At 39.1% G+C, this 15543-nt stretch carries 15 protein-coding genes; all 15 read right to left on the reverse strand.

Translation table 11 applies throughout. From position 1 onward, the window contains the following. Positions 1-202 precede the first annotated feature (202 nt). Positions 203-982, reverse strand: a complete 780-nt coding sequence (gene codY / locus BIV60_RS12615; protein WP_071356093.1) for a GTP-sensing pleiotropic transcriptional regulator CodY — start codon at positions 980-982, stop codon at positions 203-205. Between the two features lie 114 nt (positions 983-1096). Continuing rightward, positions 1097-2503, reverse strand: coding sequence for an ATP-dependent protease ATPase subunit HslU (gene hslU / locus BIV60_RS12620; RefSeq protein ID WP_071356094.1), 1407 nt, complete (start codon positions 2501-2503; stop codon positions 1097-1099). Between the two features lie 20 nt (positions 2504-2523). Next, positions 2524-3066 carry an ATP-dependent protease subunit HslV gene (gene hslV, locus BIV60_RS12625; protein WP_071356095.1) on the reverse strand — a complete coding sequence of 181 codons (543 nt, stop codon included), beginning with the start codon at positions 3064-3066 and terminating at the stop codon, positions 2524-2526. Between the two features lie 262 nt (positions 3067-3328). Continuing rightward, positions 3329-4636 (reverse strand): FADH(2)-oxidizing methylenetetrahydrofolate--tRNA-(uracil(54)-C(5))-methyltransferase TrmFO, encoded by a 1308-nt coding sequence (gene trmFO / locus BIV60_RS12630; RefSeq protein WP_071356096.1) that lies wholly within the window; start codon positions 4634-4636, stop codon positions 3329-3331. A 172-nt stretch (positions 4637-4808) separates the two neighbouring features. Next, positions 4809-6887, reverse strand: a complete 2079-nt coding sequence (gene topA, locus BIV60_RS12635; RefSeq protein ID WP_071356097.1) for a type I DNA topoisomerase — start codon at positions 6885-6887, stop codon at positions 4809-4811. 462 nt (positions 6888-7349) lie between these two features. Further along, positions 7350-8240, reverse strand: a complete 891-nt coding sequence (gene dprA / locus BIV60_RS12640; RefSeq protein ID WP_071356098.1) for a DNA-processing protein DprA — start codon at positions 8238-8240, stop codon at positions 7350-7352. Between the two features lie 295 nt (positions 8241-8535). Then, entirely contained in the window at positions 8536-9438 is a 903-nt protein-coding gene (sucD, locus tag BIV60_RS12645) for a succinate--CoA ligase subunit alpha (protein ID WP_071356099.1), read from the reverse strand. Between the two features lie 23 nt (positions 9439-9461). After that, positions 9462-10622, reverse strand: coding sequence for an ADP-forming succinate--CoA ligase subunit beta (gene sucC / locus BIV60_RS12650; protein WP_071356100.1), 1161 nt, complete (start codon positions 10620-10622; stop codon positions 9462-9464). Between the two features lie 252 nt (positions 10623-10874). Next, a complete protein-coding gene (locus BIV60_RS12655; RefSeq protein ID WP_071356101.1) occupies positions 10875-11651 on the reverse strand; it encodes a ribonuclease HII in 777 nt (258 codons plus the stop codon). A 53-nt stretch (positions 11652-11704) separates the two neighbouring features. Continuing rightward, a complete protein-coding gene (ylqF, locus tag BIV60_RS12660; RefSeq protein ID WP_071356102.1) occupies positions 11705-12577 on the reverse strand; it encodes a ribosome biogenesis GTPase YlqF in 873 nt (290 codons plus the stop codon). A gap of 22 nt (positions 12578-12599) precedes the next feature. Continuing rightward, the gene (gene lepB, locus BIV60_RS12665; RefSeq protein ID WP_071356103.1) at positions 12600-13160 is read right to left on the reverse strand and encodes a signal peptidase I; all 561 of its coding nucleotides are present in this window, start codon (positions 13158-13160) and stop codon (positions 12600-12602) included. Positions 13161-13371: 211 nt separating this feature from the next. Continuing rightward, on the reverse strand, positions 13372-13716 hold the full coding sequence (gene rplS / locus BIV60_RS12670; RefSeq protein WP_071356104.1) for a 50S ribosomal protein L19: 345 nt from the start codon (positions 13714-13716) through the stop codon (positions 13372-13374). 143 nt (positions 13717-13859) lie between these two features. Then, positions 13860-14600 carry a tRNA (guanosine(37)-N1)-methyltransferase TrmD gene (trmD, locus tag BIV60_RS12675; protein ID WP_177177290.1) on the reverse strand — a complete coding sequence of 247 codons (741 nt, stop codon included), beginning with the start codon at positions 14598-14600 and terminating at the stop codon, positions 13860-13862. Then, positions 14600-15118, reverse strand: coding sequence for a ribosome maturation factor RimM (rimM, locus tag BIV60_RS12680; protein ID WP_071356106.1), 519 nt, complete (start codon positions 15116-15118; stop codon positions 14600-14602). Before rimM ends, trmD begins: the two co-directional genes overlap by 1 nt. A gap of 8 nt (positions 15119-15126) precedes the next feature. Further along, positions 15127-15519 (reverse strand): YlqD family protein, encoded by a 393-nt coding sequence (locus BIV60_RS12685; protein ID WP_071356107.1) that lies wholly within the window; start codon positions 15517-15519, stop codon positions 15127-15129. Positions 15520-15543 lie beyond the last annotated feature (24 nt).

The raw sequence follows: 15543 nt of genomic DNA on the forward strand, positions 1-15543 counted from the left end.
TCCTAATGGTTTGTTTTCCTCCGCTCATCTCATTTTTAAACAGAAACTGTTCATTAAACAGCACCGTCTGCTTAAATCAACAAGCGTGTGTATTAACACCATGAAATAATATAGCATAACTATTGATTACAAATCAAGAATTACTTAAAGAAAATATAATCCCCTATTTTTCCAATAGGGGATTCGTCTTTAGCATCTGCTTTTAATTGGATCTTAATTTATCAAGTTCAACGAGGAACTTATCATTTAAGACTTTAATATACGTACCTTTCATACCAAGAGAACGAGACTCGATTACTCCCGCACTTTCAAGCTTTCTTAAAGCGTTGACAATAACGGAACGGGTAATCCCAACACGGTCAGCAATTTTGGATGCAACTAATAAACCTTCATGACCATTTAACTCTTCAAAAATATGTTCAATTGCTTCAAGTTCACTATAAGATAATGAACTAATTGCCATTTGTACAACCGCTTTACTTCTTGCTTCTTCTTCGATTTCTTCTGCTTTTTCACGTAGTATTTCCATACCTACTACAGTTGCACCATACTCTGCAAGAATTAAATCATCATCAAGGAATTTTTCTTGAACTCTTGCAAGGATTAATGTTCCTAAACGCTCACCGCCGCCAATAATCGGAACAACAGTTGTTAACCCTTCAGGGAAAAGGTCTTTATTTTCAACCGGGAAGGCAGTATATTCACTGTTCACGTCAAGGTTTGGAGATGTTTCTTGAATATTAAATAAACCTTTCGTATACTCCTCAGGGAATTGACGCTCTTCTAACATTTTTGACATGCGTTCATTTTCAAAATGCTGACTAACTGCAAACCCTAATAATTTACCACGACGGCTAACAACATAAATATTTGACTCAATCACTTCACTAAGTGTTTCAGCCATTTCTTTAAAGTTTACCGGCTTTCCTGCAGCCTTTTGTAATAATGCATTGATTTTTCTTGTTTTAGACAGTAAATCCATTTAATTCTTCCTCCTAATTATCTGCAACCAATATTAAATTTTATATGACAATCATTTTTTAACTTATTAGGTGTTTTTTTGTTTCCCCATAAGAAAGGGCTGGTAACACCCTCTTTAAAGTATAAATTGACTTAAGTCCTTATTTTTTGAAATTGCTCCGAGTTTATCATCGACATATTGTGGCGTAATCGTAATTTTCTCCATTGTAATATCAGGAGCTTCAAAGGATAAATCCTCTAAAAGCTTTTCTAATATGGTGTGGAGTCTTCTTGCTCCAATATTATCGGTATTTTGATTCACATCAAAAGCCACTTCAGCTATTCTACGAATAGCATCGTCAGAAAATTCAATTTGTATACCTTCTGTTTCCAATAATGCTTGATATTGCTTAATTAGAGCATTATCCGGCTCAATAAGGATTCTAAAGAAATCTTCGATATTTAATTTTGTTAATTCAACCCGGATTGGGAAACGGCCTTGTAATTCCGGAATTAAATCGGAAGGCTTTGCCATATGGAATGCCCCTGCTGCAATAAATAATACATGATCTGTTTTAACCGAACCATATTTGGTTACCACTGTTGACCCTTCTACAACAGGTAAAATATCTCTTTGCACTCCTTCACGAGAAACATCTGCAGAAGAACCACCAGAATTTTTACTTGCAATTTTATCAATTTCATCAATGAAAATAATACCATTTTGTTCAGCTCGATAAACAGCTTCTGACGTTACTTCATCCATATCGATTAACTTTTGTGCTTCTTCACCCGTTAAAACCTTTCTTGCTTCCCGGACCGTTAATTTTCTTTTTTTGCGCTTTTTTGGCATAAAACTGCTAAGAGCATCTTGCATATTCATGCCCATTTGCTCTATTCCGGACCCTTGTAGCATGTCAAACATGGAAGGGGCCTGCTCCTCTACTTCGACGGTAACCATTTCATCTTCAAGCTGTCCTAATGCAAGCTTTTCCTTCACAATTTTCCGCTTTTCATTAATTGAATAATCATCTGCTTGTGTGGATTCGTATTCATTTTGAGAGTTTCCTCCACCAAACAACATTTCAAGCGGATTTTTATAACTTGCAGATTTTTTACCAGATGGAACGAGCAAATCAACGAGTCTGCTATTGGCATTTTCTTCTGCACGTTCTTTGACACTCAGCATTCTTTCTTCTTTCACCAATCGCACGGAAGTTTCTACCAAGTCACGGACCATAGATTCTACATCGCGGCCAACATATCCAACTTCAGTAAATTTGGTAGCTTCGACCTTTACAAATGGAGCACCGACTAATTTGGCAATTCTGCGGGCAATTTCTGTCTTACCAACACCAGTAGGTCCAATCATCAAAATATTTTTCGGAATAATTTCATCCCGTAATTTTTCACTTAATAGGCCTCTTCTATATCGATTCCTAAGGGCAACAGCTACAGCTTTTTTCGCATCCTTTTGCCCTATAATATATTGGTCGAGTCTCTCTACGATTTGGCGCGGGGTTAAATTGGTTGTTTTTTCCATGAATTAGGTCTCCCTTCCCGTTATAGCTCTTCAACGATAATATTGTGATTTGTGTACACACATATTTCAGCGGCTATTTCTAAAGAAGCTTTGGCAATTTCTTTTGCAGACAAATGATCCCCTGAGTATTTCTTTAAGGATCTTCCTGCTGCTAATGCATAGTTACCGCCTGACCCAATCGCCAGAATCCCATCATCAGGCTCAATCACTTCACCTGTACCGGAAACAAGCAACAGGCTTTCCTGGTTCATAACAATCAACATCGCTTCAAGCTTTCGCAACATTTTATCACTGCGCCATTCTTTTGCAAGCTCCACTGCAGCTCTTTGAAGGTTTCCGTTATATTCCTCTAGCTTTCCTTCAAATAACTCAAACAATGTAAAAGCATCGGCAACGGATCCGGCAAAACCCGCCAAAACCTTACCATTAAAAATCTTTCTTACTTTTCTTGCAGTGTGCTTCATCACAACAGCATTTCCAAATGTTACTTGCCCGTCACCAGACATCGAACATTCACCGTTATGGTGAATTGCAAAAATCGTAGTAGCATGAAATTGCTCCATAAATTAAGACCCTCCTCTTTTGGAGTATTCTATATTTTCCCGTTAACCTAAAAAATGAAAAAACACTGTGAATCCTTGTTCAAACGTGAACAATAAATTCATTATTTTCATATTGAAAATGTTCAATTGTATATTTTGAATAATTCTTCTCCATTTGTAAATATTCAAGAAGGAATGTTAATAAAACATTCACATTTGACATGCTTTTACTGCGCAAGGCCTACTAAATCGTAACATACTTCCATAGCGCTTGCAAGAAATTTTACAAAACTTTCACAAAGTTCTGAATTGTTTCAAGCGCTCTATTTGCATGCTGTAAATTTCTCTCCTGTTTCCCCTTAATTTTGACAGGTAAATCAGGAAAAAGGCCGAAATTGGCATTCATCGGCTGGAATGTTTTTGCATTGGTCGCAGTGATATAATGGGCCATGCTGCCAATTGCGGTCTCCACTGGAAACTCAAGCGGTTCCTTCCCTTCAATCATTCGGGCTGCATTGATCCCCGCAACTAATCCACTTGCTGCTGACTCGACATATCCTTCAACCCCTGTCATTTGCCCAGCGAACAATAAATCATCCCGCTCACGAAATTGATAGGTTGCCTTTAAAACCTTTGGTGAATTGATAAATGTATTGCGGTGCATTACCCCATAACGAATGATTTCAGCATTTTCCAACCCTGGTATGAGCTGGATAACCTCTTTTTGTGCACCCCATTTTAAATGCGTCTGAAACCCAACAATATTAAATAGGGTTCCGGCCGCATCATCCTGCCTCAACTGAACAACAGCAAAAGGTCTTTTCCCCGTTTTCGGATCCTCTAAACCAACTGGTTTTAATGGGCCAAAAAGCATGGTTTTCTTGCCTCTTGCAGCCATTACTTCTATTGGCATGCAGCCTTCAAAGAAAATTTCCTTTTCAAATTCTTTTAATGGGACGGTTTCAGCAGAAATTAAGGCTTCATAAAACCGGTTAAACTCTTCCTCTGTCATCGGACAGTTCAAATAGGCAGCTTCTCCCTTATCGTAGCGTGATTTTAAATATACCTTATCCATATCGATGCTTTCTTTTTCAATTATAGGTGCTGCAGCATCATAAAAATAAAGATATTCTTCTCCAGTTAAATTTTTTAATTTAGCTGAAAGTTCAGGACTTGTCAGCGGTCCAGTGGCAATCACTGTTGGTCCTTCGGGAATTTCTCTGACTTCTTCATTGATGACCGTGACATTCTCGTGGTTTTTAACCATGTTCGTAACTTTTGCCGCGAATTCATGCCGATCCACCGCTAAAGCACCTCCTGCAGGCACTGAGCAGGCATCAGCAGAGGCGATTATCACCGAATCAAGCCTTCTCATTTCTTCCTTTAACACACCAACTGCATTCGTTAGGGTGTTCGCTCTTAACGAATTACTGCAGACTAATTCTGCAAATTTATCTGTATGATGAGCAGGCGTTTGCTTAACAGGTCTCATTTCGTAGAGATGAACTTTAATCCCTCTTTTTGCAATTTGCCAGGCTGCTTCACTGCCTGCTAAACCGGCGCCAATTACATTTACTGTAATATCTTTCATGAATTTCCTCCTAAAGCCGCTTTCTTATTACTCTAATCACCTATACTATACTTTTCCCCCAAATAAGTCCATCTTGCATTGTACTATACGAATGAAAAACAAAAAAGTTTTTTGGTTTAAAAAGATTGTAAAAACACTGTAAAATTAAAAGAGCAGGCCCTTGGCCACGCTCTTAGCTTTGTTGCTCTTCTTTGTAATCACAATTTGGACACTGGACTTGAACACCTTTTTTTAATTTCTTCTCAACTAGATACGAATCACATTTCGGGCAGTTTCTTGGCAACGGTTTATCCCATGAAATGAAATCACATTCAGGGAAGCGATTGCATCCATAGAAAAGGCGTTTCTTCTTACTTTTTCTTTCGATAATGGATCCTTCTTTACAATTTGGACAAGTAACTCCAATTTCCTTGACAATTGGCTTTGTATTTCGGCAGTCCGGAAAATTGCTGCAGGCCATAAATTTTCCGTATCGTCCCATTTTAAAAACCATTGGGCTTCCACAATTTTCACAATCCTCACCTGCAGGTTCATCTTTTATTTCAACCGATTCCATTTCCTTTTCGGCTTTCTCTAAATCAATCTTAAAGTCCTTGTAAAATTCATGGATAATTTCCACCCAAGGGACTTTGCCGTCTTCAATATAATCTAATCCCTTCTCCATCCGGGCGGTAAATGCAACATCCAGAATATCGCGGAAGAATTCTAGAATCGATTCTGTGATAATCTCTCCTAATTCAGTTGGCACAAAACGTTTGTTATCAAGGGCGACATATCCCCTTTTTTGAATCGTATCCAATGTTGGGGCATATGTAGATGGACGGCCGATGCCAAGTTCCTCAAGGGTTTTGACGAGCCTTGCTTCCGTGTATCTTGGCGGAGGCTGCGTGAAGTGCTGCTTTGGTTCAATATCCTTTTTGAACACTTCGTCGCCCTCTTTTAAATCTGGAAGCATATTATTTCTTTCTTCTACTTGATCGTCACTGCCCTCCACATACACCTTCATAAATCCCGGAAATTTAATTTTCGAACCTGTTGCCCGGAATAGAACCTTACCATTCTGTAAATCCACACTCATCGTATCCATTACAGCCTGGGCCATTTGACTGGCCAAAAAACGTTCCCAAATTAATTTATATAGGCGTAATTGGTCTCTCGATAAATATTCTTTTAAACTGTTCGGATCCCTATATGTGCTGGTCGGACGAATTGCTTCGTGTGCATCCTGAGCCCCAGCTTGTTTTTTCTCTTTTCTTTGCTGCTCTTTTAAATATTGCTCACCATATTCTTTTAAAATATATTCAGACGCCTCTGCTTGGGCAACATCCGAGATACGGGTTGAGTCTGTTCTCATATATGTAATGAGACCGACTGTTCCTTCTTTGCCAAGTTCTATCCCTTCATACAACTGCTGTGCCAACATCATGGTTTTTTTAGCACGAAAATTAAGTTTCCGCGCTGCTTCCTGCTGTAAGGAAGAAGTGATGAACGGCGGAGCAGGATTTCTTTTCCGCTCTTTCTTTGTGACAGCGGTTACCGTAAATTGATTACCTTCGATCAGATTTAAAACATTTTGAACATCATCTTCCGAACGTAATTCAGTTTTTTCTTCACCCAAAATCGAATGGAAACCGGCACGGAATTGATTTTTCCCTTTTACTACTTCACTTTCAATAGTCCAATATTCTTCAGGAACAAAGGCTTGAATTTCCTTTTCCCTGTCAATAATCAACCTTACGGCAACAGATTGAACCCGGCCTGCGCTTAACCCTTTTTTGACCTTTTTCCAAAGCAGCGGGCTAATATTATAACCAACCAAGCGGTCAAGAATCCGTCGGGCCTGCTGGGCATCGACAAGGTCCATATTGATTGGACGGGGGTGCTTAAAGGATTCCTTTATAGCATCCTTAGTAATTTCATTGAAGACCACACGGCAGTCAGAATGTATATCAACATCCAAGCTATGGGCAAGATGCCATGCAATAGCCTCCCCTTCGCGGTCGGGGTCAGCCGCCAGATAGACTTTCTTCGCTTTTTTAGCAGCGGATTTTAATTCCTTAAGAACAGGACCTTTCCCGCGAATGGTTATATATTTGGGCTCATAGCTTTTTTCAACATCTACGCCCATTTGGCTTCTTGGCAGGTCACGGACATGACCCATCGATGCTTTTACTTTATATTTATTTCCCAGATACCGTTCAATCGTTTTCGCTTTTGCTGGCGATTCTACGATTACAAGATAATCAGACATTCAAGTAATCCTCCTTAAGAGGGATAGAAGAACTGTGGAAGCGCCTTAAAATCGGCAAAAGCCTGTTTCTAAGATGCTTACAATTTGACAAGCTTTCCTTTTATTCCAGTATTAAAAATATGGATTGGAAAAATACTTTACAAAAATGACTTATCCCAAAGTTTTCGTTTTATCGACAATATTATTTTGCTGATATTCAAATTATGCTTAAAATGAAAAATAAATATCAAAATATCCATTATTATTGAACATATTCCTTGATCTTGTCAATGAACATGTCATTTTAAGAAATCGTTGTTACCTGTTACGATTCATTTTTCCATGAAACTTCTGATGGAAAATGTATAACAGAATAGAAATAATTTCAAGTTATTTTAGGTAATTTCTCCAAAAAATACGAAAAAACCTTCTATTTTTCAAATTTTTTAGTCATTATTTGCTTCAATATTGGTAAATAGGGTTTTATAATTTCAGCTCTTCTAAAATATCTTCCGCACTTGTCACAAGCTTTGCTCCTTGCTGAATTAGATCATTTGTCCCCATAGAAAAGGGATTAAAAATACTTCCTGGGAGTGAAAAAACCTCACGCCCTTCATTCACTGCATAATTCGCTGTTATTAGCGAGCCGCTTTTACGCTTAGCTTCTATTATAAAAGTGCCATTTGAAAGTCCGCTGATAATTCGATTTCGGGCGGGAAAATGCCATTTAAGCGGCTTTGTGTCAGGTGGATATTCTGAAACAATCAAATGATTTTTCATCATCTCCAATGCCAGATTCATATTTTCCTTTGGATAAATATGATAAATTCCTCCAGCGATTACGCCAATCGTCTTCCCGCCATTTTTAATGGCAGTTTCATGTGCCAAGGCATCAATTCCTTTGGCAAGTCCACTGACAATCAGGATCCCTTCATCAATTAATTTAGGAAATAAAAGCCGGATTGCATTTTTTCCATAAAGCGTTGCCTGCCTCGATCCCACAACTGCCAGCTTAGGCTGTTTTTCCAATAAAGATACATTTCCCTTTGCAAATAGTGCCCATGGAGGCTGATAAATCTCTTTTAAAACAGCTGGGTACTCCTTGTCAAAAATCGAAATTACAGTAATTTCATTTGTTTCATATTGGCGAATTTGTTCATGAATGATTTCAGATTGGAAAGTAATAATTGAAGGCTGTCCCGTCTCTTGAAAGGTATTTAATAGCGGAAATGAAGATTGTTGTTGTAGTGATTGTGGTCGCAGGTGATAGAGAGAATGGAGAGTGGGATCTTTTTTCAACATTTGATAGACAGCATTCCATGAAATATTGGGGTAATGGAGCAAGTGAATTAATTTTTCCTTAAAATCGTCCAAGATTGGATCCTCCCTTTTTAATTTTTGGCTGTGTTAAACTAGTCTGTTGATTTCAGCTCCAGGCACTTCGCGCACCTTAGGGCGGGTCCGAGGAGTCTCCTCGTCGCTTACGCTCCTGTGGGGTCTCCTCAGCCCCGTACTCCAGCAGGAGTCTTGGTACCTTCCACTCCAGTCAACAATGTGTTAAAAAATCAACAACGTCCTTTAACACAGCCTAATTTTTTTAAGTAGAAGAAATAGCCCCTCACAGTATGAGGGACTATCTGTTGGTCTTAGTTGTCTTCTATGTTAGTTCTTAGTGCGTTTTGCACTTTTCATATAAGCCTTGTTCTTTTAATACTTCGATTAATGTTTCACCCATTACAGATGGAGTGTCAGCCACTTTAATGCCGCATTCGTTCATGACACGGATTTTTTCGTCAGCTGTTCCTTTACCGCCTGAAATGATGGCACCTGCATGGCCCATACGCTTTCCTGGAGGTGCAGTACGTCCGCCGATAAAGCCGACAACTGGTTTTGTCATGTTTGCTTTAACCCACTGAGCTGCTTCTTCTTCTGCTGTACCGCCGATTTCACCAATCATAATAACTGCATAAGTTTCAGGGTCTTCATTAAATGCTTTTAAAACATCAATAAAGTTTGTACCATTTACAGGGTCTCCACCAATACCAACAGCTGTTGTTTGACCGATACCAGCTTGTGTTAATTGATGAACCGCTTCGTATGTTAATGTTCCGGAGCGTGAAACAACACCAACATGGCCCTTAGTATGAATGTATCCAGGCATAATGCCAATTTTACACTCGTCAGCAGTAATAACACCTGGACAGTTAGGACCAACAAGACGAGTTTTCTTGCCTTCCATATAACGTTTTACTTTAACCATATCCAATACAGGAATATGTTCAGTAATACAAATAGCCAGATCTAATTCTGCATCCACAGCTTCAATGATAGAATCTGCTGCAAATGGTGCAGGAACATAAATAACTGAAGCAGTAGCGCCTGTAGCATCAACAGCTTCTTTAACTGTGTTAAATACAGGTACTCCTTCTACCTCTTGTCCACCTTTACCAGGTGAGGTGCCCCCAACAATTTTTGTACCGTATTCAAGCATTTGTTTAGTATGGAAACGAGCCGTTCCACCTGTGATCCCTTGAACAATTACTTTGGTATCTTTATTAATAAAAACGCTCACGTTAATTCCCCTTTCTTAAGATCCTATTTCACTAATGAAACGATTTTTTGTGCTCCGTCTGCCATGGATTCAGCAGCAGTAATGTTTAGGCCTGACTCTTTAAGGATTTTCTTTCCTAAATCAACATTTGTTCCTTCTAAACGAACAACTAGAGGAATAGAAAGACCAACTTGTTTTGCCGCCTCGACAACACCCTCAGCAATAACATCACACTTCATGATTCCACCAAAGATATTAACAAAAATACCTTTTACGTTTGGATCTGAAAGGATAATTTTGAATGCTTCTGTTACCTTTTCAGCTGTTGCACCGCCCCCAACATCAAGGAAGTTAGCAGGATCTCCGCCGTAATGTTTTACAATATCCATAGTTGCCATTGCAAGACCGGCACCGTTAACCATACAACCGATGTTTCCGTCTAACGCGATGTAGCTTAAATCGTATTTAGATGCTTCGATTTCTTTTGTATCTTCCTCTTCAAGGTCACGATATTCTAAAACATCTTTTTGGCGATATAGTGCATTAGAGTCAAAGTTTAATTTTGCATCTAACGCCATAACTTTTCCGTCACCAGTTACAACTAATGGATTGATTTCAGCAATCGAGCAGTCCTTTTCAACAAAAGCATTGTATAAACCAGTCATGAACTTAACAGCTTGGTTAACTAATTCTTTTGGGATATTGATATTGAATGCGATACGACGTGCTTGATATGGCATTAAGCCAAGAATCGGATCGATTACTTCTTTAAAAATTTTCTCAGGGCTATTTGCCGCAACTTCTTCAATTTCTGTTCCGCCCTCTTCAGAAGCCATTAACACTACAGCAGAAGTTGCACGGTCTAATACTAAACCAACATAGTATTCTTTTTTAATATCGCAGCCTTCCTCAATAAGCAAGCGTTTTACTTCCTTACCTTCAGGACCTGTTTGGTGTGTTACTAAGGTTTTACCAAGAATTTCGTTTGCATATGTACGAACTTCATCAAGGTTTTTTGCCACTTTAACACCGCCGGCTTTACCTCGTCCGCCAGCATGGATTTGCGCTTTAACAACGCATACTTGTGTGCCTAGTTCTTTTGCAGCTTCCACCGCTTCTTCAACTGTGAACGCGACTTTACCATTTGGAACTGCTACCCCATATTTTCTGAGGATTTCTTTCCCCTGATACTCATGGATATTCATTTCCCATCCTCCTATCAAACTCTTCTAAAAATTGACTCCGTTTACATTGTATATAATGTCACATACCTTGTCCACCAATATACTTAAAAATTATATTCATTATACAAATACAATTTTAACCAATGTTAAATTGCCTGTTTTCGTCATATAATTCCTTCCATTTATGGTAGACAATTGTTTTATAGAAATAATAAAAACAGGCCTAGGCCTGTTTAATATCATTTACCCTTTATCCTTTTTTATGTGCTTCCATCAATATTTTGCAATAGAATCTTTAATGGGTGCAAAACTTTTTCGATGGTAAGGGGTAATCCCATGCTGTTCTATGGCTAAAATATGTTCTTTCGTGCCATAGCCCATGTTATGTTGAAATCCATATTCAGGAAACTCTATCGATAATTCTATCATCAGTCTGTCCCTCGCAACCTTTGCAATGATGGAGGCTGCAGCAATGGAAACACTATTGGCATCCCCTTTAATGATCGACTCAGCAGGATAAGGGGTGTCAAGTTTCATGGCATCAATCAACAAAAAATCCGGTTTAGGCTCTAAGGACACAATCGCGGATTTCATCGCTTTTTTTGTCGCCTGATAAATATTTAGTTCATCAATCTCTTTTGCATGAACCATTGCAATACTAAAGGCAATTGCTTCTTTCCGAATGATTTTATCATATTCTTCCCGCTTTTTTTCAGTAAGTTTCTTGGAGTCATCAATACCCGGTAAGAAAAAATCTTCTGGTAAAATAACTGCGGCGCATACAACCGGACCAGCAAGCGGTCCTCTTCCGACTTCATCCACACCCGCAATAAGCTGAAACCCCTCAGCATGGTATTTTCGTTCATAGTGATTCATTTCAAAAAATTTCGCTTGAAGAAATTGCTCTTGTTCCTGTCTCTTTTTCCATTTCTTAATACAGGTTTGGACCCCTTTGCGCTCATCATTTTCTAACATGAGTAAATAAGGATCCGATTCATCTGTTATCTTCATCAATTGTTGTTCAATTTCAGGAATCGATTGTTTTTTCATTTAGTTCACCTAGTTTTCCTCATAAATAAAGCTCCCCAAATGGAGAGCCAGATTTATTTGGTTTCTTCGTTAGCAAATATATCTTTTGGCCGTTCAAACGTGATTGAACCGAATTTCTCGGATCTTACTTCCCGAATTACGAGCTCGGCTACTTTATCATAGTCCACTAAGCCTCCGGCCATTAAACAGCCCCTTAATTTCCCAATATGATCAAACACTTCGACAACATCTTCCGGGACTGTATCAAGTTGATACCTCTCCTTTAAGCGTTCAGGGTAGTTTTTTTCCAAAAACTTGATGGTGTAAATCGTCAGCTCCTGCAGGTTTAAAAGCGTATCCTTGATTGCACCTGTAATCGCGAGCTTCATTCCGACCTCTTGGTCCTCAAATTTAGGCCATAATATCCCTGGGGTATCCAATAATTCCATCTCTTTACCGACTTTAATCCATTGCTGGGATTTTGTTACTCCCGGAGTATTGCCGGTTTTGGCAATATTTTTTTTGGCAAGCCGATTAATCAGCGTAGACTTACCTGCATTGGGAATCCCGACAATCATTGCCCGAATCGCCCTTGGTTTCACACCCCTAGCTTTTAACCGCGCAAATTTCTCTTTTAAAATTTCTTGAGCCGCATGAGCAATTTCTCTCATCCCGACTCCTGCATGTGAGTTAATCGCAAGTGCATGTATGCCCTTTTCGGCAAAAAAGGCAATCCATTCCTTTGTTGTCTCTTGGTCGGCCATATCTGCTTTATTCAATAAAACCAGTCTTGGTTTATGCTGAATAATTTCATCAATCATTGGATTCCTTGAAGAATATGGGATTCTTGCATCCACCAATTCAAAAATGATATCAACCAGCTTTAATTTCTCCGTGACCTCTCTGCGAGCCTTGGCCATGTGGCCCGGAAACCATTGGATCGTCAAATTAGCCACCACCTCTCATCTTCTATTTCACTTTGACAATATGTGCATCTTTAAGCGGCCAGTAAACAATGCTTGTTTTGCCGATTACCTTGCTCATTGGGACGGCACCAATATGGCGGCTGTCCTTACTGAAACGACGATTATCTCCCATGACAAATAATTCACCCTTTGGAACGGTCTTTTGACCAACAGCCGTTTCCTCAAGTTTAAATGACTCTGTTAATGGTCCATCTGTAACTTGTTTTTTATATTTATCTAAATATGGTTCTTTATACGCTTTCCCATTTACATATAAAGTATCGTTTTTATATTCAATTCGGTCTCCAGGAAGGCCGATTACGCGTTTTATGTAATCTTTGTGCTCAGGAGCATGAAAAACAATGATATCAAACCGATGCGGCTGCCCAACTTTGTAACTGAACTTATTTACAATCATTCGGTCCTGGTCTTTAAGTGTCGGCATCATCGACAATCCATCTACCACAATTGGAGCAAATAAAAAATAGCGAATTACCGCCGCTAAGATTACCGCAATCAGAAGTGCTTTCGTCCATTCCCAAAGTTCATTTTTCTTTTTTGTCATTCATTTTCCCACCAATCTTTTGCTAAAAAATAAGTTTATAAAGCATATTTTACATAACTTCAAGAGATTTAACACGATGGGACAAGTTTTTTAATTAAACTTTAATATTTTTATCAACATACTACCTGATTAATGTCTAGCTCCAGCGCCTAGGAGCTTCAGCTTTTCTACAGAAAAAAGAGCTTGCAGAGCAAGCTCTTTTATTTTCATATTAACGAATTTCTTTAATTCTTGCTTTTTTACCACGAAGTTTACGCAAGTAGTAAAGCTTAGCACGGCGGACTTTACCGCGGCGAATTACTTCTAGCTTCGCAATTTTTGGTGTGTTTACAGGGAAAGTACGTTCAACGCCTACTCCGTAAGAAACTTTACGAACTGTAAAAGTTTCGCTGATTCCACCACCACGACGCTTAATCACGACACCTTCAAACAACTGAATACGTTCACGAGTACCCTCGATAACTTTTACGTGTACACGTACAGTATCCCCGGGACGGAACGCAGGAAGATCAGTGCGAAGTTGTTCTTTTGTGATTTCTTCGATTAATTTATGCATCGTATTCAACTCCTTCCAACAGATGCTCTTGCATATCTATTTACCTATTTCTTGCAGCGGAACATCGTTATAAGACCAGCCTGACAAAATATCAGCTCAAGTCACAAGAAGTATCATAACATAAACAGTTTATCTGTGCAATACTATTCAGACTCATTTTTCACTTCTTGCAGCCATTTTTCCTGTTCACACGTCAATTCTATTTTGTCTAATAAATCCGGCCGGCGTAATAGCGTTCGCCTTAAAGCTTCTTTATTTCGCCACTCCTCTATTAACTTATGATTTCCGGATAATAAAACATCCGGAACCTTTACCCCGCGAAAATCAGCCGGACGTGTGTAATGCGGGTGTTCAAGAAGTCCTGTGCTAAAGGAGTCTTTCAAGTGGGATTCTTCGTTACCTAATACTTCCGGCAATAACCGTACAACACTATCAATGACAACCATTGAGCCTAATTCTCCACCTGTCAAGACATAATCCCCGATGGATATTTCATCTGTCACAATGTGCTCACGAATTCTTTCATCATAGCCCTCATAATGTCCGCAAATGAAAATTAAATGTTCCTCGCGTGCCAATTCTTCCGCTTTTCTTTGGTCATACCGTGACCCCTGCGGGCAGAGTAAAATGACTTTCGGATTCAGACTGGCTGCTTTTTCTTTTAGGTCCGCCACGGCATCAAAAATCGGCTGTGGCTTGAGAACCATTCCTGCACCGCCTCCATATGGATAGTCATCAACTGTGTTATGTTTGTTATCGGCATAGTCACGGAAGTTTACAACATTATACTCAACCGCAGATTTTTCTGCAGCCTTGTGTAAAATGGATTGCCCCAATACTCCTGTAAACATGTCCGGAAAAAGAGTGAGGATATCGATTTTCATCATGAAAGTAACCCTTCCATCGGTTCGATTAAAATGACCTTCTCTTTCTTATCCACTTTCTTTACAACATCTTGAATATAGGGAATTAAGGTCTCCTTACCGCCCTTTCCTTTTACGACCCAGACGTCGTTTGCACCTGGGGTTAGGATTTCAGTTACCTTACCAATTTCTTCGCCTTCAGTGGTCGCCACCAGACAGCCAATGATTTCATGAAAGTAAAATTCATCTTCTTCCAATTCACCAAGCTGGGATTCGGGAACTTTGAGAATTCCATCTCGAAACTTTTCCACATCATTGATATTTTCCAAGCCTTCAAATGTAAGTAAATCAAAGTTTTTATGGGTACGGTGGCTTTTTACCGTTAATTCAATCGGCTCCGATGCTTTCGGTAAAAATAAGTAAAGAACATTTCCGGTTTTGTATCGTTCATTAGGGAAATCTGTTTTTGAAATAACTCTTACTTCCCCTCTGATACCGTGAGTATTGACAATCTTTCCGACATTAAACCATTTCTGCATGCCGTCCTTCACCTCAATCGTATTTCATCAATAATCCCATCTCGGATAATAATCGTAGGTTGTCCGTTTTCGTCTCCCCATATGTCTCCAACCTTAATCTCGATAAGGGCTTGAACTTCTTTTTCCTTTAATTCACTGCCTATGGGCAGAATATGTAATTGTTCGATTTGAAAATCAAGGAGTTTCTCTTTATCCTGGCGCATTTGAATTTCTTTTTCAAAATGTTTTTTCAGTGCGCCCGCAGAAAAATTCTTTGATTTTTCCAGACGTTTCATTTCAAAGAGCAGCTGGTCGCGTTCCTTTTGAAGCTGCAGTTTTTGAGCACGAAATGTCTCAAATAGTTTTTCTTTGCTCTTTTCTGTTAAAACCTGCTTAACCACAACAGATTGAATAATTTGCATTAGTAGGTCTCCTTTACCCATCCT

Source organism: Bacillus sp. MUM 116 (genome assembly GCF_001866655.1).
Lineage (GTDB): Bacteria > Bacillota > Bacilli > Bacillales > Cytobacillaceae > Neobacillus.